General features: G+C 28.8%; 18 protein-coding genes and 1 riboswitch. Of the genes, 1 reads left to right on the top strand and 17 read right to left on the bottom strand.

Features of this window, described 5'->3' with window-relative positions:
- Positions 1-436 precede the first annotated feature (436 nt).
- From L3B98_RS09880 to L3B98_RS09960, 17 genes are all read right to left on the bottom strand, one after another.
- On the bottom strand, positions 437-1,069 hold the full coding sequence (locus L3B98_RS09880) for a DedA family protein (protein ID WP_015394503.1): 633 nt from the start codon (positions 1,067-1,069) through the stop codon (positions 437-439).
- Between the two features lie 118 nt (positions 1,070-1,187).
- Positions 1,188-1,937 carry a GGDEF domain-containing protein gene (locus L3B98_RS09885; protein WP_015394504.1) on the bottom strand — a complete coding sequence of 250 codons (750 nt, stop codon included), beginning with the start codon at positions 1,935-1,937 and terminating at the stop codon, positions 1,188-1,190.
- Positions 1,938-2,061: 124 nt separating this feature from the next.
- Positions 2,062-6,030 (bottom strand): vWA domain-containing protein, encoded by a 3,969-nt coding sequence (locus L3B98_RS09890; protein ID WP_238916486.1) that lies wholly within the window; start codon positions 6,028-6,030, stop codon positions 2,062-2,064.
- Between the two features lie 46 nt (positions 6,031-6,076).
- A complete protein-coding gene (locus tag L3B98_RS09895; protein ID WP_015394506.1) occupies positions 6,077-6,580 on the bottom strand; it encodes a type II secretion system protein in 504 nt (167 codons plus the stop codon).
- A gap of 16 nt (positions 6,581-6,596) precedes the next feature.
- Positions 6,597-9,086 (bottom strand): hypothetical protein, encoded by a 2,490-nt coding sequence (locus L3B98_RS09900; RefSeq protein ID WP_238916487.1) that lies wholly within the window; start codon positions 9,084-9,086, stop codon positions 6,597-6,599.
- A 44-nt stretch (positions 9,087-9,130) separates the two neighbouring features.
- Positions 9,131-10,093, bottom strand: coding sequence for a prepilin-type N-terminal cleavage/methylation domain-containing protein (locus L3B98_RS09905; protein WP_238916488.1), 963 nt, complete (start codon positions 10,091-10,093; stop codon positions 9,131-9,133).
- 9 nt (positions 10,094-10,102) lie between these two features.
- Positions 10,103-11,392: a pilus assembly protein PilO gene (locus L3B98_RS09910; protein WP_238916489.1), complete on the bottom strand. Its 1,290-nt coding sequence runs from the start codon at positions 11,390-11,392 to the stop codon at positions 10,103-10,105.
- Position 11,393: 1 nt separating this feature from the next.
- Positions 11,394-11,951: a PilN domain-containing protein gene (locus tag L3B98_RS09915; RefSeq protein ID WP_238916490.1), complete on the bottom strand. Its 558-nt coding sequence runs from the start codon at positions 11,949-11,951 to the stop codon at positions 11,394-11,396.
- A gap of 11 nt (positions 11,952-11,962) precedes the next feature.
- Positions 11,963-13,144: a type IV pilus assembly protein PilM gene (pilM, locus tag L3B98_RS09920; RefSeq protein ID WP_238916491.1), complete on the bottom strand. Its 1,182-nt coding sequence runs from the start codon at positions 13,142-13,144 to the stop codon at positions 11,963-11,965.
- Positions 13,145-13,377: 233 nt separating this feature from the next.
- Positions 13,378-13,836 (bottom strand): prepilin-type N-terminal cleavage/methylation domain-containing protein, encoded by a 459-nt coding sequence (locus L3B98_RS09925; RefSeq protein WP_015394512.1) that lies wholly within the window; start codon positions 13,834-13,836, stop codon positions 13,378-13,380.
- 77 nt (positions 13,837-13,913) lie between these two features.
- Complete coding sequence (locus tag L3B98_RS09930) at positions 13,914-15,116, bottom strand: type II secretion system F family protein (RefSeq protein ID WP_238916492.1); 1,203 nt, start codon at positions 15,114-15,116, stop codon at positions 13,914-13,916.
- A gap of 19 nt (positions 15,117-15,135) precedes the next feature.
- Positions 15,136-16,830 (bottom strand): type II/IV secretion system protein, encoded by a 1,695-nt coding sequence (locus L3B98_RS09935; protein WP_238916493.1) that lies wholly within the window; start codon positions 16,828-16,830, stop codon positions 15,136-15,138.
- Between the two features lie 116 nt (positions 16,831-16,946).
- Positions 16,947-17,699 carry an A24 family peptidase gene (locus L3B98_RS09940; protein WP_238916494.1) on the bottom strand — a complete coding sequence of 251 codons (753 nt, stop codon included), beginning with the start codon at positions 17,697-17,699 and terminating at the stop codon, positions 16,947-16,949.
- Between the two features lie 95 nt (positions 17,700-17,794).
- A riboswitch (cyclic di-GMP riboswitch) is annotated at positions 17,795-17,878 on the bottom strand.
- Between the two features lie 423 nt (positions 17,879-18,301).
- Positions 18,302-19,339, bottom strand: coding sequence for a PilT/PilU family type 4a pilus ATPase (locus tag L3B98_RS09945; protein WP_238916495.1), 1,038 nt, complete (start codon positions 19,337-19,339; stop codon positions 18,302-18,304).
- A 240-nt stretch (positions 19,340-19,579) separates the two neighbouring features.
- Positions 19,580-20,146, bottom strand: a complete 567-nt coding sequence (locus L3B98_RS09950) for a hemerythrin domain-containing protein (protein WP_238916496.1) — start codon at positions 20,144-20,146, stop codon at positions 19,580-19,582.
- A gap of 104 nt (positions 20,147-20,250) precedes the next feature.
- Positions 20,251-20,664: a hypothetical protein gene (locus L3B98_RS09955; protein ID WP_238916497.1), complete on the bottom strand. Its 414-nt coding sequence runs from the start codon at positions 20,662-20,664 to the stop codon at positions 20,251-20,253.
- A 69-nt stretch (positions 20,665-20,733) separates the two neighbouring features.
- On the bottom strand, positions 20,734-21,150 hold the full coding sequence (locus L3B98_RS09960) for a hemerythrin domain-containing protein (protein ID WP_238916498.1): 417 nt from the start codon (positions 21,148-21,150) through the stop codon (positions 20,734-20,736).
- 822 nt (positions 21,151-21,972) lie between these two features.
- On the opposite strand from L3B98_RS09960, the gene L3B98_RS09965 reads away from it, so the two are divergent.
- The gene (locus L3B98_RS09965; protein WP_238916499.1) at positions 21,973-23,616 is read left to right on the top strand and encodes a hypothetical protein; all 1,644 of its coding nucleotides are present in this window, start codon (positions 21,973-21,975) and stop codon (positions 23,614-23,616) included.
- Positions 23,617-23,931: the final 315 nt, after the last annotated feature.

Here is a 23,931-nt window from a genome sequence, read left to right on the forward strand (position 1 = left end):
ATTATTTGGAATGTTTGCGTTTTATTTCACATAAGTTTAAATACTTTTCACACCTTCTATACTAGTTAATCCTTAGAAGTAATTTTAGATTTTTTAATATTAGAAAATCGTCGATTCAGGACGAATAAAAAAATCTCCGGCGACCGTGGAGCCGGAGATTTTTTTACGCATCTGCCTTTTCGAACGCATGTGAGAAAAATGTGCACCTTAGAAAAGGCAGCTATGCTGCATATAAAAACATTTTATGCAGGCGAATATGATTTGTTTTTTATTCTTTTCTTATGTATAACTCAGTTAAATAGTCTTTTTCATATATTCTCCATAGATTTTACTTCATTATAAATTCTAAAGAATAAAAAAACTCTACCAAACCTAAGTTTAGTAGAGTTTCTTTATCTACATTTTATATCACTTAAAACTAATAATATATGTTTTCCTATTTTTGAGTTCTACTTCTTAAAACTTCAATTACTGCTGGCATTATTGAAATAAGAACTATTGCAATAACAACTAAAGAAAAATTATTCTTTACAACAGATATGTTGCCAAAGAAATATCCACAAACAGACACTAATACAACCCAAAGAATTCCTCCAACTGCATTAAATGAAATAAACTTTTTATAATTCATTTCTCCTATTCCTGCTACGAATGGAGCTAAGGTTCTTACTATAGGTACAAATCTAGCAAAAATAATTGTCTTTCCACCGTATTTTTCATAAAACTTATGAGTCTTATCAAGATGCTCTTTCTTTATAAACTTACCACTTTTAATCAGCTTATTTCCTAATAGTCTTCCAATCTCATAATTTGATGTATCTCCAAGAATTGCTGCAACCATTAGTACTGTTACCAACACATATATATTAAGCATTCCCATTGCTGCAAAAGCTGCTGCTGCAAATATTAAAGAATCCCCTGGCAAAAATGGTGTCACTACTAAACCTGTTTCCAAAAAAATTATAATAAATAATATTATATATGTTTCAACTCCATAATTATTTATTACAGTTCCTAAATATTTATCAAGATGTAAAAATACATCAATAAAATAAGTAAGTGTATCCATGTGTTTCCTCCCATATGTTAAATCATTAATTTATCGCATATGGTTATTATACATTATTAACTGACTAAGTAAAATTAATATTTCATTAAAATTTCTCTTATCTAAATAAATCTTAATATTATATTTTTCTATTATTCTTATCCATATACATTCTTTTATCAGCAACTTCCAAAAGATCTTTTAAGTTATTTCCTTCTCTTTCACCAAATGAATATCCTATGCTAATTTGAGTTCCTTCCATATTTTTAATATTTGCTACACGTTTTTTTATTAATGTCTTAATTTCATTAATTCCTTCTTCACCTATATTCTTAACGAAGGCTACAAATTCATCTCCACCAGTTCTTCCTACAAAACCATTTATACCTATTTCTTCATTTATTATATTTGCAGCATTAATAATATACTCATCTCCCTTAGAATGTCCCAAAGTATCATTTATCCTCTTAGTCTTATCTAAATCAAAGACCATAATATAAAAAGAATTGTCTTCCATACTCTTCTCTCTAAAAATCAATTCAAATCCAACTCTATTATAAACTCCTGTCATAGAATCATTATGGGCTTTTTTATGAAGTTTAGTAATAATATTTATAATATACCTACTCCATAAAATAATATATGTACCAAATATTATTGCTCCTGCTGTAAAACAAATTGAAATTATATCATTCAATCTAATATCTATTAAAAATGCAATCACATCAAAAAAGGTTCCTGCTGATATCAATCCCAGACCTAAAATTAGTAATGCAGACAATCTTTTTTTATGACCATATTTAGTTAATAAACTAAAATTTATTTTTATCATATAAATAAATATTAACGTTACTACTAAAAAAACAATAATTTTTCTAAGTTCACTCACAATAAAAACTCTCCCACTAAATATTCATACTAACTTAATGATTAATACATTTAAAATTCACTTTTTTGAAGCAACTCCATTAAAGTTAAATTTAGCGGAGTTGCTTTACCTTCAACTAATGTTTCTAAAACAAATCTGGTAGTCCCTTATCTGATATGTTTAATGTAAAATCAGCTTCTGTTCCGTTTATAGTTGCCATATTTTTAAAAGGTCCTGTTGCATTATTTTCTGGAATTTTACATTGATAAATTATAACCAATTTGGTTTCACTATTAATTCCTGCTGGCAAATTAATGCTGTAATTATCATAATCACCACTTTTTCCTTGCAATGTATAGCTAGCACCACTAATTTCTACTAATTGTCCATTTACAATTTTATAAACCTTTATAGGATTACTATCACTTATGGCATCAATCTTACTATTTATCTGTAATTTTATATCCACATTACTTGATGCTATATCACAGCCTACAGCTAACTTAGCTGTTGCTCCTCTAGCTAATTCAGCTTGACCTGAAACAACTGACAATTCACCATCATCAACATTTTGATACAAGCCATGCTTAACATCTTGGTTTATCCCAATACTAAGTGGCGATATTCTATTAAATATTTGTTGCTCTGAGAAATTTTCATAAAATACAGCTCCAGCAAATTTATTATCATATGAATTTTCTCCATCTGAATCTCCAAATTTTAAAGTTCCAGTTACACTTGCTTTTACAGAAAACTTTATATTCGGAACCTTTTCAGGAATATAATCACCATTACCATCCAAATTATAGTTCACTTGAAATACTGGAGTTTCAACATCATACCATGAATCAGATGTCTTATTTAATCCTGATATAGCACTAAATTTTCCATTAGTATGAAACTTTAATTTTGTTGGTATCGAATAAGAGGTTTCTGATTTTGCACTGCTTATTTGATTGAAAATATATTGAATATCTGGTCCAATTTCATTTATACTTTTAATTCGACTTAAATCCAAAATAATTTTATTATATTCTCCAATTGTTTCATTATTTACTGTTGAAGTAGTAAACAAGCCTGTAGTTTCCTTCCAGGAATTTGAAAGCCCTGAAGATATAATAACAACATATTTCTGACTAAAATCATTCTTAAACTCTTGAATAGCAGCATTTTCTCCAACACTTATATGATCAGCAGCATCATTTGTCGTTGCAGTAAGCTTAGTACTAATTGGATATAAACCATTGGTCAACCCATATTTTTCAAAAATTGCATTTCTAGAGTATGTTAATATCCCATAACTAGCATTATTAATTTGAGAATTTTTTAAATTAGCATCTAATGCTTTTTTAACTTCTGCTATCTTTTGTGGTTCATCTTTTGGATTGCCATTTCCTGTTGTTTTTGATATATCTAATGCAAACATAATATTCTTAGCAACAGAACTTTGATTAAACTTTTCAGGTTTAACTTCATACTCAAGAGGTATTTCATTAAGCAACTTTGCCTGACTTGGCGGATTAACTACATTTGCATTAATCATAGGCTCTGCTTGGTCAATTATATTTACAGCAGGAGTTTCTATATGCCTTTTTATTAAATTATTGCTTAATCCATTATAAGATATATAGTTTTTTAAATTTGCAACAGAATCTCCTTGGCTATCACTTGCAAATTCTAATTTTCCCATTTTTCCAGCTACAGGTTTTATGGTAAATGTAATTTCACAGGATTGTGGATCCTGCTGCCATAAATCTTTTCCACTTTCATCATCATGCTTTAAGGTATACTTAATTTCTGGAATCGTTACGGTTCTTACCTTGCCAGAACCGTCTAATCCACTTACTGCCTCAAAATTTTCTCCCAAATCAAAATTTAATTTAGCTCCAAAAATACTTAAGGTTTTTGTACTCATACCAGCTTTTAACCTATCTGCAACACTTTGCATGTCATTTTGAGTGAAATTGAAATTTCCCCCATCATTTCTGCTTTTAAAATAGTCATCATCCCTTCCTTGTAAAGCTGAATGTATGCTTTTTAAATTTGAACTAGTATTTTGATCCTTATCAGCACTCAAATCAACGCTGATTATTTTATATCCCCTGCTTTTTATCAAATCAATATCCGCTTGTTCATAATTAACATTTCCTGAATTTATTAATACAATTGCTTTATTTTTATTAGGTTGTCCTTTATTTTGTAATAAATTATCAGCTTTTTTCAATGCTAATCCAATATTTCTAGTATCAATATTTTCATTTGGATAAATCGACTCATGGGATGTGCTGTTTGGCTCTTGAAGAAAGGTTCTTAAGGCTTCTCTATCAGTCACCCTGTCAAAAAGCTTATCATAATTCCCATTTTCAATTGGATGCTTAACTGAATCATTATATCCTACTACTCCAAACTTAATATTTTGACCGCTCAAGGTGCTGCCATCAAGAAATATGTTTGTAAACCAATTTTGCATAATCTGCCACTTATTATTATTGTTTCCATCAGGATTTTTCAACATCCCTTTTGATAAATCTACAACAAATACTGCTTCATCAATTGGTCCAGCGCTCAAATTATATTCAAAAGGCTCTGTAGTAATTTGATATTTTACTTCAATAGGCTGTGATGGATAAGATACACTATTAGGTATCGGACTAATTAAACTTGCATTTATATAAGGTAATTGATTATTTACTATACTTACCCTAGTTATAGGCATTATAGCATTTGTTATATTACCATTTATATTTTTATAGGATATAGTACTTGTGTCTCCAACATTTACAACTCCTGGACTTTTTGCTTTTACCTTAAAAGATACATAAAAAGGGTCAGCTATATAAGTAGTTTTATCACTACTCAATTTATATTTTATATTATCAAGAGGTGCAACTTGATAATTTCCATCAAATTTAAATTTCACTTCATCACTTGTGAATTCTAAAAGATCTGGAAGCTTTAAATTTAAATTAACACTATCAATTGTATATTCTTGCAAGATTTCATCTGCTAAACTATTAAATATATTATCAATTGTATTACTATCCTTTGCTGAATATAACGTTCCACCCATACTGTCATTAACTTGTTTTAAGGAACTTGTTTTTCCTGATACTACTGATGATCCATAAGCAATAGTCGCTTCGTGGAAATTTGGCACTTCATTTTTTAATTTTTGTCCTACAATTTTTCCGTATACTGTTGGTATATCAGCTATTACTGAATTATTAAAATCAATATATTTTAAGTTTGTATCTTCATCAAAGTCAGTTATGCAGTTCACTTCGTAGTTTCCAAGATAACTATTGTAACGCCAAGCATCTATTGTATCTTCTTCACTATTATGGTTATATTGTAAATAATAGTTATTTCTGTTGACTACTCCATTTCTAAAAGTATACACATTAGATGCATACTCATTTAACCCATAGCTTGGTAAACTATCATTTTTAAAAGTAGTTGCAGTTGGCTCCCCATCTGTTAAAAATATTAAATATTTTTGAGCTGCTGCATTTGAATTTCCATCAGATAACATCCTGCCTGCAACTCTTAACCCATCACCTTGGTTTGTAGCCCCATCTGGTTTTATATTATCAATATATGAATTCAACTCATTTACATCATTTTGAGTTGCAACATTCATTAATTCTTTAATTTCATTATTATATCCAGCATAATAAGAATAAGGAACAATTCCTATCTTAATATTATTTTTACCAGTGCATTTAGCAATGAAAGACTTAGCAGCATTTTTTAAAGATGTTATTTTTCTATTTTTATCGCTACTAGTAGAATTTCCATTAAAATCAGCGTTCATGCTTCCTGAAGTATCTAGAACTAATACTACTTCCTTTTGAGTAGGAACATTAACATCTTTAACTGCGATATTTGATGGTGTTACTTTATAATTAAATTGAAGCTCATCATTAACATTCACAGTTACAGCATTATTATTTGCCGCAGGCTGACCATTAACTGTTACTTGATTAATTTCAACATTTAGATCTGGTGTATTTTCACTTACTGTTGCATTAACCTTTATTAACATTCCAGATATCAATCCAACAACAATGAACAAAGTTAAAATAATGCTTGTAGTACTTTTTGTTTTTCTCAAAATTACCCCTCCTTTACAATTATTATTCTTATTGCTCACATTTATATTAACTAACTTTATTTCTCAAATATATTGTAAATTTGATTTCATGATCAACATTACTAAAACCTTGTTTCCTTGTTAATACAATATTAAAGTTTATTGACTTTCCATTATCACTGACTATTGTCTGTAATGTTTTAAGATTCCTTGAAATGATTTGATCATTAGCTTCATCTGAACAGCTTGAATCTATGTCTTGATTTATTATCAAATTACCATTTTTATTTTTTCCTATTTTAAAATACCTTGGAGTCGTATCATTTCCTTTCAGATATGATTTTACTATCAATGGTTCTTCCGAAGTAATTTCTATCCCTTGCATTCCTATATCACTTAATTTCTCTTGGATATCCTGCCCTTCAATTTGTAAAGTAGATTTAACATCTGAATCAGAAAACACTTTATTGCCTGTCATAAGCATACTTCCTGCAATACTTATTATTATCACTGTAATTGCTAAGGTAATTATCATTTCCAATAAAGTAAATGCACTTTTTTTCTTTTTCATAGTTAAACCCACCTCCTTATTTAATAATTTTCCAAAGAGTATTTTCTAAAAACTTCTTGATATCATAACTAAAATTTGAATCTACTGAAAGTCCATTTGTTGCTTCAGATGTATCCGAAGCATTGTCTAACATACCTTCTCCAAATACTTCTTTAAATGTATTATAATTTTCTGCTTGAATTCTATCTATTACGTCCTTATTGTATTCTATATTTATGTTGTTTCCTGAAATATTTAGATTTCCTTTTGCAATAATGCTACCAACCAAATTAATATCATCCTCAATATTAACATTCCCATCTGTTGCAATCACTGCATTAAGCTTGTATCCATTAGAACCCTTAGAGGCTACCTTTATTTCTATGGTATTTCCAGAGTCATCAATTTCATCCTGTGACCCATTGCATTTTGTAATATTAATTGCTTTTGCTTTACCTGTAGTTGAATCTTTAGGATTAAAAATAGCATATTCACCCTTTGCAGCTTGGTTATCTATACCTTCATAATCACTTGGTATCTTAGAAAGGTCCATTATTGAACTAAAACTAATCATATTCGAATTATTATAATCTTCAATTTTAGGAGCTTGACCAAATCTATAAACCTTTCCTGCAAATTCTGCTCTTTTATTATAAATCTCGCCATTAGGAGCTTCTAATTCTGGTTTATAATTAGATCTAAGAACTTTAGTATCATTTCCATTCTTATACACAATAGCACCAATAGACCATACATTAACACTTCCATCTGACTTTGCCGGCCATATAATCCCACCAGTATCAGGTTTTTCAGTTGTCTTCTTTGCTTCTCCATTAGATTGATTAGGATCCCAGTACTTCCCAAAGTGTTCTGCTTTATTAAACACATTAGAATCATCTAATAGTTGAAGAGGTTCGTAGTAATCTAGCTTCTCTGCTTCATTTAATGGTACTGAATAAGCCATGTAATTTTTCTTAACGCCATTATTAACTGCCCCTGACTCGCCTGTTTGATATCCATCTTTATCTCCTATAGTATCAATATGTGCAGTTCCCATAATATAGGCAGACTTTGTAATATTTACACTAGTTGAATCATCTACTCCATTAACTATTATGCTGCTAGAATTTTTCACTTTACTTAAGGAATCTTCTGCTATAAAATTTCCTCCATTAGAATTTATGTTTTTATCATTTATTCCATAAAAATCGCTAATAGTTATATTAGATTCATTTTTTGCCTTAACTGCCAAGTCATTATCTATTATCACACTATTACTTACAGTTAATTTTGATTCCCTTGCAAATCCATTGTCTCCTTCAGCAATGTTTCCCATATATACATTGCCACCGTATAGGTTGTTTTTAACTATAACCTCTGCATTATCAGCCATATTAAAGGTGTTTCTAGTAATAACATCCTTACTTAAAATTACATTACTGCTATCATTTATACTTATACCGCCACGATATTTTTCATAAGTTCTATTATCTAAATTCAAAGTAGCATGAATTCCATTTTGATCAACTGCTGGATCTACTCCATTTACAAATATATTTCCGCCAACCTTAAAGTTATTTGAACCATTTACAATCATATTCCCGCCAATAGTTAATGCTCTTTCATCATTGATAGCTAAATACTCATGCAAATCCCCACTTTTTTGATTATAAAATATATCTCCATATTCAGGAACTTTCATCACATAATTAGTTTGTATTATTCTTGAATTTTCTCCAACAACACTTGAATTTTCTGTAGACGTCTTAAAATTTGATTTTACTGTTATCTTATATTTTTCATTGCTGGAATCATATACTAGTCCATCTGTAGCTTCCTTACTTCCATCTGAATTTTCAGGGTTTGCAGTTCCTGGCTTTGGAATCCACAACTCTGGATGAGTATTGTCATTTAAAAATTTAACAGCAGCTATCTCGTAATCATAATCTCCGTTATCATTTTTAGTAACTTTATTCACATATTCACGATTTCCTATGTAATCTCTAAGTGAATTTTCTAGAGGCTTTTCCTTATTAATTTCTTTTGGATCATTGTTAGGTAAAATAAAATTCTTAAATGCCCTTTTAAATTCACTATTAACCAAATCCTCGCATTTTTTGTTGTCTTCTTCTATATTCTTATTAATTTCTTTTTGTGAAACTTTAGAATCTGTATCACTTTTACCATCATTAATATGCTGCCAATGATAAATATCTTGTTTAGCTTGAATATAGGCTGCATTGTTTGGACTTGTTCCATCATCATTACTGTCTTTTGTTAAACTTTTAAGCTTTTCTACTTTTAAATTCCCATACTTCGCTGCTGCATCAAAGGTTTTTCCTATAATGTTATAAGCTACATCTAACCCTGAATCCGTTGCATAAAGATTTTCTACACGTTTGCTTTCTACAACTCTAGCCTTATAATTTCCAGCTACCATAGACAACATAGCTGCAGAAATAGCTGTTACAAACATACAAGTAATAACAACCATGATTAAACTATTTCCACGCTTTTTTCTTTTCATAACTTCACCTCCAAATATAATTTATTTGAAACCTTGTGAAAAAGCTATTTATCAAAATTTTGATTATAATCTGTTGTAAACAAATTATTTCTATCATCATGAGTCTTATTTTTCTGATCTTCTAGGTACTGTGTATATTCCATCAGCTCAACTTTAATATTATATAAAGTTCCAAGATTTGCTTCCTGCTGATTATCAGCCCTATTATCATATAAATTCATTGTTCCCTTAAAAATTCTTATATTACTTTCTACTTCTTTTGATTTTTGTACATAGACATTTAAGGTTCCACTGGTTATTTTATTATAAACATTAATATTTACTCCCTTTAAAGGTACATTGCCTCTTTTCTTATATTCACTAAAGTTAATTACAACATTAAGCTTTCCGTCATCAACCTTTGCTATTTCTACCGGTAAATCTACAGAACTACCTTTATAATCCTTAATGCTTATCTTTCCTCCATCTTCAACATACAAAGACAATAATATTTCCTTTTGGCTATCTAATTCAGGGATTACTTCTCCATTAATAGAACTTATCACTGAAGTATTTTGAAGTTCATTACTTATGTTAATTTCATAAGGATTCTTAATTTCATCATATTGATAATTTATATTTCCTTCATTATTATTAATTGATGCTTTAGTTGGAACTATAGTAAGTTTTTCAATATATTTTGCTGAATTTTCATTAGTAGCTTCAAAGCTACTATTTAAGAATCTTAAATAAACTCCATCTGTTTCCTGCTTAGTCAAGATTATATCTCCATTTATACCGAGATTAGAACTACTAGCACTAGGCATTTCTACATCTGAAGACTTTATTTCTTCAATAATTTTCTTGCCTTCCAAAGTTGCAGCCTGCTTTACTTGTCCACTCTTAGTATTTTTTATAGCTAAAATATAACCTGTATAAATACTTGCAGAAATTATAGCTATTATTGCCATACTTATTATTACTTCAACTAGTCCAAAGCCTTTACTTTTTTTAGAATTACTTTTCATAATCCTCACCTACTTTTGATTAACACTTATGTTACTTCCATCACCATCTATTTTTACTCTTGGATTTGCAGCATCATCACCAATTGTATTAACTTCAACTAGCTTATCTGTTTTATTAACTAATTGTAATTTAACACTTGCCTTATCATCACTGCCTTGTCTTGTTTCACTTAAGATATTTATAACAATATTTTTTGAGACTGGTACAAATTCCATTCCTAGCCCATCATATTTAGCTGGAAATGTCAATTTCGAAGTTTTATATTTACAGTAATATTTACCGCCTTCTTCTGTTAGAACCATTTCCACCATTTCCTCCAAATTACTCTTACCGTAAACATAGCTTGTTCTCATCGGATCATTTGCTTTCCCAAGTATAATTGAAGGTAAATCTGAGTTAGTCGGCTTTATGCTTGCTATAAAATCACTATTATCCGTATTTGTGATTCCAGTTGCTGAACTGGCACTAAAAGGTACATCTTTGCCATAAGTATTATTGTAATTCCATTCTAAGTACTTTTCTAATTCATCTGTAATTTTAGGAATTGCATAAAATTCTAAATCAATAGTTCCTTTGCAGGCTTCTAGGGTATCTTGGCTTATTTTTATAGAATTTACTACTATTTTCTTATCCCTCTCGTCAATTTTTTTCAATAATTTATCTATTCCATCATAGTTTCCTTCAAATTTAACTTCGCACTTTAAATAGTAAATAGTATTTTTCTTTTCTTTAGCATCATTTGTTTTAGAATTGTTTTGACTGGAATTATTTGTAGGAGAGTTATTATTATTATTTGTGCTGCTTGTACTAGAATTATTTTGAGCACTGTTAGCTGCATTATTATCAGCATTTTTATTTTTATCATCTGTTGAAATAACAGTTTTATATTTATTTACAATATCTTGAAAGGAGCTTTCAGCTAAAGTATTTTCATCCTTTTTTGAACTTTCCACACCATCTGAAACTATAGGTTTAAAGGTTATGCCACCTTTTAACCCACTTTCTTTTAATAATCCATCCAATTCAGCTATTATGTGTTCTTCACTGATTGTTGGATAAAAAGGACTTGATTTATCTACTATTTCGGCTTTCAACAATTTAGCATCATTTTTTTTATCTTCCAGAGAATTTATTGTTGTCATTGTAACTTCATATTCTTGTCTTTTTTCATTTTCTTTCTGAATTTTTTCTTCAAGCTGACTTGTTTGCTTTAAATATATAAAATTGTAATATCCAAAACCAACTAAAATTATTCCTAATATCCATAGCATTATCTTTTCTCTATTACTTACTTTCATATTATCCAACATCCTTTAACACGCATTTTATATCAAAGGAGTAGCTTCCTTCTACTGCCCCATTAGTATCTATTGAGTTTACATAAACATCTTTCATCACTTGCAATTCACTTAAATTATGCTTTAATTCAGCAACTGCTGTCCTATCTGCAGAGATGCCTTTTATTGCTATGGTATTATCGACTATGTCTAAATTTTTAAAAGAAACTTGACTTGGTACTGTTGAACTTATTTCCTTTAATAATTTTTCTGAAACATTATCTCTATTTTTAACAGAAACTGCTACATCTGTTAAAGACGTATCATATTTTTTCAATATCTCTATTTGCTTATTCACATCTTGAGCTTCTTTTAATTGAGTTTGAATTTCTGAAGCAGCCAATTTATTCGTATAATCAGTAATGCTTCTATCTAATAAATATATTCTCACTGTATTAGATACCAGACTAATTAAAATGATTATCCCAACTATTGCAGCTGCTCCATATATATATATTTGTGAATTAATTTTTTCTTTTTGCTTACCTAAATATGGTTTAAAAAAATTTACATCTTTCACTTTATGGCCTCCTATTCATGCCTTATGACTGACCCTATAGCATTTATATAGTCATCAATAGGTTTTCCATCATCATTTGACTTAAAGGCTATCTTAGAAATTCCTTTTATCTCTGTCATTATTCCAAGCCTATCTGTCATATATTTTTCCATACCTTTTATTTTTGAACTACCTCCAAAAATAATTATGTTATTTATTTCATTACCTTTATTTCTATTTTTATAAAATTGAATAATTTTTTCTATTTTTTCAATCCATTCATCTACTATTGCTCTTGTTCTAATATTTATTGGTTCAAATTCTTCACTTAGATCTATATTGCTATTTTTAAATTTTTCTACTTCATTACTTTGAAGACCATTTGATTCTCTTAACATTTCATCAATTTCATTACCACAATCTTTGATTATTCTAGTAAAATCTAATTGATTATTTTTATATATATTAACATCGATTGTACTTGCTCCTAAATCTATAAAAGCAACTGCTTCGTTTGTATTATTTTCATATTCTTTAGTTATACCTATTAAATTAATAAATTTATTTACTGCATTATAATTTACATCTAAGGCATATGGCTTTAATTCTAATTTTAACAACAAACTATAATACCCTCTTGCCACCTTTTCAGGGTAAGCAATAACACGAACATTAAGCTTTTTAACACCATCTACCTCTAGCTCTTCTAAAATTGTTCCTTGTAATATATAATCTTCTAAATTTATAGGTAGATATTGTTGAATTTCATATCTAACTACAGTGTCCATTTCTTCTTCTTCAACCTTTGGAATCATTATTTCTCTGTTTATTATTAAAGATGAATTAGTTGTACAAATAGCATCCTTAGTTTTGATTCCATTTTCTTTTAAAACTTGATTTAATTTTTTATGTAATTCTACTTCTTTTTTGATTTCTCCATCTACAATTGCATCTTTAGGCGTAGGAATTTTAATATATTTATCAATTGTTAAACTATTTTTATAATATAAACCTTCAACTATTTTAATTGTTGAACTCCCCATATCAAAAGCTATGACTTTTCTCTTTTTCAAGGAAAGATTTGTTTGTTTTGTGTTTTTCAAATTTTTAAGTAGTTTTTGCTTTACTATACCCAAATCCATATTCATTATGGCTTTTATATCAATTTTCCTTTTGTTCTTCTTAGGATTTAATTCCTTATTTTTATTCTCCATAATTCCCCCATGTACCCTGCCCTAAATTTGCAGATATAATTTAATTATAACTATATAGATGTGACATCATTTTTTAATATATATACATCAAAAAATATATAACTTGAACTAAAATAATTGTTTAGGATAAAATCAATTTCCATCTTATTACATAAACAGATCATATAATCATAAACATTATCTTAAAATGGAGAATCACAATACAATTCTCCATTTTAATACATTAGCATTTTTTAGTTTGCAGCACTATATGGATTTCCAGCTACATGTGCTACTTGCGGAAGTACTTGTAAAGTTGTAGCTCCATTCACTACATTAACTACTACTTCCCCATTTCCATCAACAATAGCTTGAAATGTGTCTGCTGTATGCCCATCAGCTTTTGGTCTTGGCACAACTCCTCCTGAAAGTACATCTGTAAGATCATTTCCAGCAGCTACTGCTGCGTTTAATGTACTATTAACCGGAATAGTTCCATTAGCTACCCCTGTAGCTACAGCTGTTTGAATGGTTTTAGCTGTTGCTATATCAGCACTTACATTTGAATTTTCTCTTATTTGACCAAATCTAGGCAATGCTATTGCTGCTAACACTCCAATAATTGCAATAACAATAATTAATTCAATTAATGTAAATCCTTTCTTTTTTTTCTTTGTTTGTAGATTGTTTTTTCTTATAGATAATTGGTTCATTCTAAACCCCTCCTGTAATTATTTTTTTATATATTAATGCACTCTGGCTCGCACATTGTGCACTAATTCCTCTTTAATTAAATTTGATTATAACTATCAAACATAGGTATCATTATCGATGCCACCATAAAGCCTATTAAGAGTCCCATTATTACTATTAATAATGGTTCAAGCATAGCCACCGAAGCTTGGATTATTGCTTCTAATTCATAATCATAAAAGTCTGCTGTCTTATTTAAAATATCATCTAAAGAACCTGTTTCTTCACCTATTTTTATCATTGAATAAAGCATTGGAGGAAACATATTACTTTCAACCATTGAAGCATATAAACTTTCTCCTCTCATCACATTATCTCTTATTCTTAATAGAGCCTTCTCTGCAACTTTATTTCCTGTAACGGTTGAAACTATATTTAAAGCTTCTACAAGAGGTAGGCCACTTGCTATCAAAGTAGATAAAGTTCTTGTAAATCTTGATACAATAAGCATTTGATTAAGCTTTTTAAGAATTGGCAGCTTTAATCTTAGCTTACTAAAAAATAGAATTCCTTCATCAGTTTTTCTAAGTATATTTAAGAAAAAGCTAATTATAAATATTACTGCTATTATAATAAACCAATAATTTTGAATTCCTTCACTAATCCCCATAATAAATTTAGTAGTCCAAGGCAGCTCCGTTCCACTTTGTTTAAATATATCTATAAAGGTAGGCATTACATAAACTAAAATAAAGGCAACAGCTGCAATTGAAACAAAACCTAATACTATTGGATAAATTAATGCGCTTGTGACTTTATTATTAATTTTATTTTCCTTTTCATAATGAGTTGACATTCTTAGCATTATGGCTTCCAAACTACCACTTGCTTCCCCTGAAGCTACTAAGGAAACTAAAAGCTCTGGAAATACTTCCTTATGCTTTCTCATGGCTTCCGACAGCACTCCACCTTTTTCAACTTCCTCATTAACTGCTTTTGTTGCTTCTCTTAATTTTTGATTTTCAATTTGATTTGCTAATATATCTAAACACGTTAAAATTGGAACTCCCGCATTTAACATAGTATAAAACTGTCTACAAAAAACTGATAAATCTTTTAGTTTAACTTTCTTACTTAACTTTAGTTCAATATTAGCGCTTTGTACTACTTCTTCCACCATTAAAGGGTAATATCCATTGCTAGAAATAAAGGCTATAACCTCATCTTTAGAGTTAGCTTCATATTGTCCTTCTATTTTTTCTCCTTCTGAATTCATAACTCTATATTTAAACTTTCCCATATGTTATCCCCCCTTTAAATTATGCTTTTTTTATCATAGCAATAGTTGAAAGTTCTTCCATTGTAGTGACTCCACTTAATACTAAGTCTTTACATTCACTTTCTAAGGTTTTCATTCCATTTGCTACTGATATATCTCTAATAACATCTGAATTTCCACCTTTATTTATTGCTTCTCTATGTTCTCTTGTCATTTCCATAATCTCATAAACACCAATTCTACCTATATATCCTGTTTCATTGCAATATCCACAGCCCTTTGCTTTATAAAGCATAAGAGGCTTGTCTGCATCTTGTTCTAATATTTCCTTTTCATATAAACTTGCTTCATAGGCTTCTTTGCATTTATTGCAGGTTCTTCTAACCAGCCTTTGTGCCATTACTCCCATAACAGAAGTTGACACTAAATATGGTTTAATTCCCATATCTACAAGTCTTATTATAGATGAGGGTGCATCATTTGTATGAAGAGTACTTAACACTAGATGTCCTGTTATGGCAGCTCTAGTGGCTATTTCTGCTGTTTCTTCATCTCTTATTTCTCCTATCATGATTATATCTGGATCTTGTCTTAATATACTTCTAAGTCCATTTGCAAAAGTAAGCCCAGCTTTTTCATTTACACTTACTTGATTTACTCCATCCATGGTAAATTCAACAGGGTCTTCTACTGTAATAATATTTACATCACTATCATTTAATTCTTTAAGTATTGAATACAAGGTTGTAGACTTTCCACTTCCTGTAGGCCCAGTAACTAAAATTATTCCATGGGGATTTGAAATTATTCGCTCTAAGCGCTTTAAATTTTCTTCACTCATGCCCAATTGACTTTTTGTTAATACAGCAGCTCCTGTATTTAATACTCTTATAACTACTTTTTCTCCATTAACAACAGGTAAAATTGAAACTCTAAGGTCGATGTCTTTACCATCTACATTAGTCATAATTCTTCCATCTTGAGGTATTCTTTTTTCAGCTATATTTAAGCCTGCTAAAATTTTAATTCTTGTAACTAATGGCCCTAAGCTTTCTATTCCAAGAGTATTAACAGTTTTAAGTTTTCCATCTATTCTATATCTGATTCTTATGTCATATTCAAAAGGCTCTATATGTATGTCTGATGCCTTAAGTTCAACTGAGTTTTTGAACATATAATCAATCATCTTAACAGCAGGAGCACTATTTACTTCATTTATATCTTCTACAGTTCTTGTTTTAGAATTTCTATTTAATTTTAAGCTTTCTTTTTCAAGCTGAAGGGCTGCATTATTAACCTGCTGACTGCTATAATATATCCCTATAAATTTTTTAATATCAGCTGTCCTTGCTATAAAGGACTCTATTTCAAAACCTGTTGATATAGCCACATCATCTATTGCAAATATATTTAAAGGATCTGCAAGCGCAACTTTTATTTTGTTATTATCAAAGCCAAAGGGAATTAATATATATTTTTCACATAAATTCTCAGGAATTAATGTTATTGCTTTTCTATCAAAATTAATTATATTTAAATCTACCTTTTTAATTCCTGTCTGTTGTTCAATAGCTTCAATTATATCTTCTTCAGTGATTATTTTAGTATCTACCAATATTTCTCCAAGCTTTTTACCTAGAGCCTTTTGTGACTTTAATGCTTCTTGTAATTGATAACTGGTAATTTTCCCTGCATTCACCAGTATATTCCCTAATCTTCTTTTCTCTGTAGCCATTTCTCATATCGCACCTTTCTATCTCATATTCTCCCATGCAATATTCTTCATTAGTATAAAATTGTTCTTAAGCTTTTTCAATCATTAGTATGTTAAAAGCTTATTATAATTTGCTCTTACATTAAATAGTTCATATATAATGTTAATATTTCTACTCCAAATAACATAGAAATCAAACTTCCAATTGCTATACATGGTCCAAAGGCCATTTTATCTTTTGCTTTTTTAAGTTTTAGTAGCAAAATTATTATTCCGACTATTCCTCCAAGAATAACTGCTAAAAACAATCCAAGCAAAATTCCTTTAATCCCCAAAAATAATCCACAGATGCCTGCAATTTCAATATCACCTTCACCCATTCCTTTTGTCAAATATACTATTAAGCCTATTATTCCTCCACCGATAATTCCACCTAAAAGCAAATCTATAACTCCATTTTTATTTATAATAGCCTGTAATATTACAAATCCAATTCCAACAACTCCACCAAAAATAATCGTATTTGTAAACACAAATTGTGTATCAAAGTCTATCATCCCAATTACAATTAAAATAGATGCTAAAACACAATATTTTAAAGTAATAATTGTTAATCCAAATTTTAAATATATTAATAAATATAAAATTCCATTAACAATTTCAATAACTGGATATCTTACAGAAATTTTAGCTTTGCAATACTTACATCTTCCGCCAAGAAATATATAACTTATTATTGGAATAAGATCAAGCGGTTCCAGTTTATGGTCACAATTTGTACAATGAGATGGCGGAAAAGCAATAGATTGTTCCAACGGTATTCTATAAATACAGACATTTAGAAAACTACCTATGACCAAACCTAAAACCAAAACTAACACAAAATCCATTTCAATTTAAACCTTTCCATTTTTATTCATTTATGTATTTTAAGAGATTAATTTGTAATTTTTTTCTTTAAAAAAGCGCAAAAAACGACCCTAAAAAAATTTAAGGCCGGTTGCACTACTAACTCCTCATGCATCAAGTGCCCATCTACAATACATGATTCATAGTCTTCTTAAACAAATTAAATTATCTTATTTTTAATATAATAATATCATACTACTATTAATTTACAAGTGTATTTTGTAAATTTTCACAAAACACTTTAACATAAATTTTAATATCTAGATATAGATATCCAAATGAATAACCAAACTTATAAATGTAATATGTATAAACTCTTAAGAAATTATAATAGTAACACTACACTAGAAATTAGATACATATTTGTGCAAGCGGCATATGAAATTAAGCTGTGATGGTTATTAGTGGAAGGTTGTTCCACTTTCTGCTTGTCATAAATTTACTTTAGGAACATGCAGAAATGGGTGCATCCTTCCAATTAGAACCCATCCAGCGAAAATTTCATTAGTCCGCTGTAATAAATATGTGTTTAATTTCGGTAAGTTCCGCATATGTCTAATTCTTGCTTTGGATATCTATAGGATTAATTAATTTTATTATTTCTAATCCAGGTATCATATTCTTCTTTTGAAATTATATTACTGTTAACCAATCTTCTTAAATCCATTTCCATTGTTTGCATTCCAAACTTTGATCCCATTTGAATAAAACTATTGATTTGTTCAAAATTCCCTTCTCTTATTAAGTTTTTTATACTTGAGGTACATACCATTATTTCCATTGCTGCCGACCTTCCAATTCCAGATGCATTTGGCAATAAAACTTGTGAAACAACTCCTCTAAGCAAGGATGATAGTTGAATTTTCACTTCATTTTGATGACCAGCTTCAAATGAATTTATAATCCTATATATACTATTTGCTGCTCCCATATTATGAAGCGTTGAAAAAACCAAATGTCCTGTTTGTGCTGCTCTTAATGCTATTTCGATAGTTTCAGGATCTCTCATTTCTCCAACTAATATAACATCTGGATCTTGTCTAAGTGCTGCCCTAAGACCAGCCGCATAACTTTTAGTATCTTCTCCAACTTCTCTTTGATTTATCACCGACCTATTTGTTTCATGTATATATTCTATTGGTTCTTCTAATGTTATTATGTGCTTTTCCTTATTCTTGTTGATTTCATTTATCATTGCTGCTAAAGTTGTGCTTTTACCTGAACCAGTTGGTCCCGTAACTAAAACTAAGCCATCCTTTAATTCCGTGAATTCTTTCAAAGCTTCTGCTGTTGATATATCACTAAGTTTAGGAATCTTTTCCTTAATAATTCTCATACATATTGCATAACTTTCTCTGCATTTAAACGCATTTACTCTGAAATTACAAATTCCTTTCCTATTATATTTAAAATCAATTTCTCCTTTTTCGAGAAATTCCTCAAATTTTTCTGGCATTAAATCTTCAATATATTCTCCAACTACATCATGTGAAATAATTTCTTCATTCGCTCTCACTAAATTGCCATCAATTCTTACCATAGGAGTTAATCCAGATGTGATATGAATATCGGATGCACGTTTAATGTCAATGGTATCTAGTAATTCATCTATCTTTGCCATAATTTTACGCCCCTTTATATAAATTAAGCTACTGCTTATATTATTAACTTGTAACTACATTAAAAATATCACCATTTTTCTAAATGTGTCAATATCTTCTGAAACTAATATATAAAAATAAAAAAACACTAAATTGAAGATAGCATATAAAAGATTATTCAACAAAAGAATCTCTTACATATACATTTCTTAATTTAGTGCCTTAATTTTTCATCTTACAAATAATTTTAGTCCTAAAAATTATTTCCTGATTTTTCTCATTAAAAATTCCCCAAAATCTTTATCTAAATTTATAACGTGTCTTCTATAAGATGTAAGCATTTCTTGCTGAATTTCTACTACAAATGTAGTTGATAGCTCATCTTTTTCTATAACTCTTCTCAAATCATCTATTTGATTTTTAAATTCTTCATGCTCTTTATGTACTAATCCATAATTATGATATTGATTTTGCTTTTGAATAGATTCCTCTTCAATAAAGTGTTTAAGCAAACTTTCTTCTAACAAATCTAAAGATTTAATTATTTCTTTTTTATCCTCTTCCTGCTCCATATCATAAAATAGCTTATTAGCATATTTAAATATTTCCTTATGTTGCTTATCAAGATTATCAATTCCTGTTGATAAAGACTTGTCCCAATTTGTATTATCAAAGAAAATTACAATTTCTCCATTATTATTATCATTTTCATTCTCTTCTAATATCATAGTCTTCACTTTCATATCCTTATGTTGCTTTACATTTTCTTCTATTCTTTTTAATTTAACATCTTTTTTTCTTTCCCCACCTTTTTCGTTTGTAACCATATACATACAACCACTCCTCACATAATTTTTATCAAATACCCATCTTAACTTTACATTTCTACATATTTATTGTTTTTCATCTTATTTCATTACTATACAACAAATTATTCCGGATTAATTTTAATAGATACCTTATTTAAATAAAAATCAAATTTTTCAATTGAATTTATAAACCCATTTATAATTTTACCAACAGCATATTGTTCTTTCGTAATTATCATATTTTCATTCGGCCCAGGAATAAAACATTTACATCCATCAACAAATACCCCATAGATTTTTTTTACAATATTATCTCTATACTTTAATATAAACCTTTTTCTATACGCACGACTTTCAAAAGATTTATTTGCCCAATCATCATAACAACAATCATCACTATTTTCCAACCAACTTATATCATTTTCTATTACAATATCAATATCATATTTATAAAAATAAACCCCTGACTCATCATCATAATTCCAATCATCTATTGTACTATTACATATTTTCTCAAAATATTCATCATATCTCATATTTCTCAACTCCTTTGAAACAATATATACTAAAGCCTCCTTTCATATAATAAAATCCCAATATTACATCTAAATTGTAACTTTACATTTTTCTTTTAAAAACCTTCCAAAATCTTTATCTAATTTCTGTATGTGATAATTCCAAAAATCTAGAATTTTTTGTTGCATATAATTAATCACTGCCCCTGTGGCACCATAAGACTCATATATATATCTTATATCTTGTAAATGATTTCTAAACACTTGATGTTGTATACATTGCTGATTATACTTCCCATAATTATACTTTCTCTGAATTTCTTCTTCTAATTTACAATGATCATTTGTGTATTTTTCAAGAAAATCTAGTATTCTAATCACTTCTTCCTTTGTCGCCCCACTATTCACTGATTCGAAAAAATAATTAATTCTTTCAAGAAGCTCCCTATGCTGATTATCAATATCCGGATAGCCAATTTCTAAAGATTTTTCCCACATTAACTTCATAAAATCACACACCCTTTATATCAAAATAATATTTAACTAATTTTATAATATCATAATATTTTAGCTTTTATATAAGCTGTCATAACAATTATTTTGACAATAAATTGTTTTTTTCTTATTTATTCGCAAAAAGTGCAGCCAAATCACTGACTGCACTTTTTGAACCTTTATATAAGGAGAATAAAATAATTGGATTTAAAGTTATACATATTCCATATATTTTTCTTTGGTTTTCGACACCATATATAACAACCCTTAACTTTTTCTATTTTTACTATAACATATTATCACATTAAATTCCATACTATTTTTTACCCTTGATTGTATTTTATTTTTCGACAAAGTATATTTTTTATTCATCTCTAATCATTCTTTCTGTATTGTTAATAAATATTTTTTACTGTTTACATTTATGACACAATTTTGTAACATTTTAAGTATATAATATATCTTGTAATTCTTTTTAACATATTATTTATTCCATATAAATAATATGGGATAGAAATGACTTATTTCCCCAAAATTAAGTCATTTCTTTTTTTATACAAAAAACCATTTTCTATCTATTCCCACATAAAAAAAATGATTTTTAAAAGTTAATCTGTCCTTTAAAAATATCTTACAAATCGGTTTACAATTTATTGTTCATAAACCAAACACTTTGCCATTCCAATATATAATTATTTATCACCATTTATTAATTTTTTACAATTTTTCCTTGAATTTTCCACCATATAGTTGTATTATAATACTTAATTGAGATTAATTGGAAATAAAATTATTTTTTCTCAGTTTATGTTGTAAAATAAAAGGGGGATTTTTATGTTAAAAAAATTTTTAGGGATTACATTAACTATGCTTTTATGTCTACCATCAAGTGTAGCATTTGCAAATAGTAATGTTAATTCATCAAGTGAGAAATTTACCACTTTCACAAAAACTCTTAGTAATAGCTCTGACCAAAATAGTGACTACAGAAAACTCTTAGCCAACGCAAACATAGCACCAGAAAATAAATCATCTGATTTATTAGAATCAGAAAGAGTTGTTGATAGTAACATAAAAATAGGAAAGTTTACTAAAACAGATGTAAATGATGCTTTATTAAGTAATCAACAAAATTCAACTAAAGAGAAAATAAACTTTAAAACAAGTAACAGTATTGCAAGTGTTTCTTCTATAGAAACAGCAACTACTACATCTTCTGCCGTAGATGTTAAGCCAATTGCTAACTTAAAATACGCTATTTTAAATCCAGCATCTTTAAAAAATGGGCAGATTACTACAGATACTCAAATTGCATGGTTATGGTCTTATAATGGACAAAATTATACTTATGATCCTAATGGCTATAAAATCACTAATGTGAATATAGATGGAACTCCAGGTGTAAGCGACTCTATTATAGGAACATTGACAGGTAATATTGGGTTTGCTACTCAATTTAAAACACCAGGGCAATATATATTGAAATTTAAATGCATGAATGATCACAATGTATGGTCTGATGAGTGGAGTATAGCTATATCTGTTGAACCAACAGATAATAACACTAGACCTCAATGTGTTCTTAATTATTCTGCGTTAAGCGGAAATACAGATACAGAATTTTTCTTTAGCTGGGCTAACTCAAAAGATAATGATAATAATGATTCACTAAAAAATGTACAAAGTTTAGTAATAGTAGATGGAGAAACTCATCTACTCTATGATTATGCTTTAATTAAAGGTGATAATTCTTGCATAGTAAAATTAAAAAAACCTGGCACTTATCCAATAATGGTTAGGGTAAGTGATTCTCATGGCGCTTGGTCTAATTGGGTTGGTTCTGATGTTGTTGTCACAGCTTCTACACGTACAACACCTCCAAAAAACACACCAACACCTAATAATATTTCTATTGATGAAGTATGGTCAAAAATTAAGCATAACCCTAAAAATAATACTCCGTACACTAACCCAGATGATCTTGTAAATGCAGAAGCTTATACAAGAACTAGTCCTTCTAAGTCTGAATATATCACTTCTTATAAAGACAACTTAGGTTATGTTCATAATTATTATAGGCTAAAACTTGATCAGATGCTAACTTATCCCGATCTTCCTTCTAGTTTCGATCCTGTTTATTTGATATACGACGATGAATTTTTGACTTCTTATCCATATCTAAATGGCTATTTTGGTACATGGTTTCCAGAAAACTCAATGAAGTTTAAAGATGGAGTAATGACAGCTGATCTAAACTATCAACTGCATTCTTATGAAAAGCCTGATGAACGTAAAAAATTTCATATATTTGATTTTTATACTGCAAAGGACTATACCATTACTTATTATAATGGTTCATTAAAAGATAAACATTCCTTTTTGGAAAATATGACTGATAATACTAGAATAGTATATAGTGATAAAAACAACACTTATAGCATCGATAGACAAACTGGTAAAACAAGTATAATCCGATGATATTATTAATGATATCAATGGGTAATTGTTCCAACATATAATTAATTTATAAATTAACACTTTATTAAGATGATTTCTGTATTGAACAGGAGTCATCTTTTTTTAATACATAGGTAAAAACTCTTCTAATTCCTTAACTTCAAATTCACTTTTGCAATAATTTATAATTTTAAAACTAGAATTAAAACAAGTTTTTATTGTTCTTTGACTATAATTATTTTTAGTAATATTCAATATTCGAAAATCTCTTCATCTATATATGTATATATGCCATATTTTCCAACAACAAAAAAAGAATCTAGTATAACTTGTACT

It is taken from the genome of Clostridium sp. YIM B02555, assembly GCF_022320955.1.
Taxonomy (GTDB): domain Bacteria; phylum Bacillota; class Clostridia; order Clostridiales; family Clostridiaceae; genus Clostridium; species Clostridium saccharoperbutylacetonicum.

Excerpts from the sequence above, each read along its gene's own strand:
- L3B98_RS09925 (WP_015394512.1), bottom strand. The coding sequence starts at position 13,836 with ATGAACCAATTATCTATAAGAAAAAACAATCTACAAACAAAGAAAAAA.
- pilM (WP_238916491.1), bottom strand. The coding sequence starts at position 13,144 with ATGGAGAATAAAAATAAGGAATTAAATCCTAAGAAGAACAAAAGGAAA.
- L3B98_RS09900 (WP_238916487.1), bottom strand. The coding sequence starts at position 9,086 with ATGAAAAGAAAAAAGCGTGGAAATAGTTTAATCATGGTTGTTATTACT.
- L3B98_RS09955 (WP_238916497.1), bottom strand. The coding sequence starts at position 20,664 with ATGAGATATGATGAATATTTTGAGAAAATATGTAATAGTACAATAGAT.
- L3B98_RS09940 (WP_238916494.1), bottom strand. The coding sequence starts at position 17,699 with ATGGATTTTGTGTTAGTTTTGGTTTTAGGTTTGGTCATAGGTAGTTTT.
- L3B98_RS09895 (WP_015394506.1), bottom strand. The coding sequence starts at position 6,580 with ATGAAAAAGAAAAAAAGTGCATTTACTTTATTGGAAATGATAATTACC.
- L3B98_RS09945 (WP_238916495.1), bottom strand. The coding sequence starts at position 19,339 with ATGGCAAAGATAGATGAATTACTAGATACCATTGACATTAAACGTGCA.
- L3B98_RS09905 (WP_238916488.1), bottom strand. The coding sequence starts at position 10,093 with ATGAAAAGTAATTCTAAAAAAAGTAAAGGCTTTGGACTAGTTGAAGTA.
- L3B98_RS09960 (WP_238916498.1), bottom strand. The coding sequence starts at position 21,150 with ATGAAGTTAATGTGGGAAAAATCTTTAGAAATTGGCTATCCGGATATT.
- L3B98_RS09880 (WP_015394503.1), bottom strand. The coding sequence starts at position 1,069 with ATGGATACACTTACTTATTTTATTGATGTATTTTTACATCTTGATAAA.
- L3B98_RS09950 (WP_238916496.1), bottom strand. The coding sequence starts at position 20,146 with ATGGTTACAAACGAAAAAGGTGGGGAAAGAAAAAAAGATGTTAAATTA.
- L3B98_RS09930 (WP_238916492.1), bottom strand. The coding sequence starts at position 15,116 with ATGGGAAAGTTTAAATATAGAGTTATGAATTCAGAAGGAGAAAAAATA.
- L3B98_RS09965 (WP_238916499.1), top strand. The coding sequence starts at position 21,973 with ATGTTAAAAAAATTTTTAGGGATTACATTAACTATGCTTTTATGTCTA.
- L3B98_RS09910 (WP_238916489.1), bottom strand. The coding sequence starts at position 11,392 with ATGAAAGTAAGTAATAGAGAAAAGATAATGCTATGGATATTAGGAATA.
- L3B98_RS09935 (WP_238916493.1), bottom strand. The coding sequence starts at position 16,830 with ATGGCTACAGAGAAAAGAAGATTAGGGAATATACTGGTGAATGCAGGG.